Origin of the sequence: Streptacidiphilus neutrinimicus (assembly GCF_000787815.1) — a bacterium.
GTDB classification, from domain to species: Bacteria; Actinomycetota; Actinomycetes; order Streptomycetales; family Streptomycetaceae; genus Streptacidiphilus; species Streptacidiphilus neutrinimicus.
The window spans coordinates 32,591-33,205 of sequence record NZ_BBPO01000045.1; the positions used below are offsets into that span (position 1 = coordinate 32,591).

Annotated in this window: 1 protein-coding gene; it reads right to left on the reverse strand. The window is 81.3% G+C overall.

The window, feature by feature from the left end; all coding sequences use genetic code 11:
• Positions 1-615 (reverse strand): BTAD domain-containing putative transcriptional regulator (locus TR48_RS40860; protein WP_161789907.1); only part of this gene is annotated, 615 nt, incomplete at both ends.

Here is a 615-nt window from a genome sequence, read left to right on the forward strand (position 1 = left end):
GCCCAGAACCGGTCGCCGAGGCGGCACCCGCCGCAGGCGGGGCGTACCCGGGCGCGGTGGGGGACCCGGGCACGGGCGCGGGCGTCGGCCACTCGGCGTGCGCAGGAGCGGGACCCGGCGCAGGAGCAGTGCCGGACGCCGGGCCAGCACCCGCCGCAGGCGGGGTGGCGAACCCCGGCGCGGACCCGGGCGCGGGCGTTGGCCACGGGGCGTGCGCAGGACTGGGACCCGGCGCGGGCGCGGAGCCGGGCGCGGGGGCGGCATCCGCTGAGGAGGGCGCGGGCGTGAGGAGGTGGGCGTGGAGGGAGCGGAGTTCGGGGCTGGGGTCGGTGCCCAGTTGGTCGGCGAGGGTGCGGCGGATGTGGTCGTACGCGGCGAGGGCCTCCGCCGTGCGGCCCGCGGCGCGGAGCGCGCGGAGGCGCTGTGCCTGGAAGGGCTCGTCCAGCGGGGAGGCGTCGCAGAGGGCGGTGAGGTCGGGCAGGACGGCCTCCGCCCGGCCGAGGGCGAGCAGCGCCTCGAAGCGCGCTCGGCGCGCGTCCGTGCGGCGAACCTCCCAGCGGCGGGCCTCGGTCTCGCGTCGGGGAGGGTCGGCGAGGGCCCGCCCCCGCCACAGGG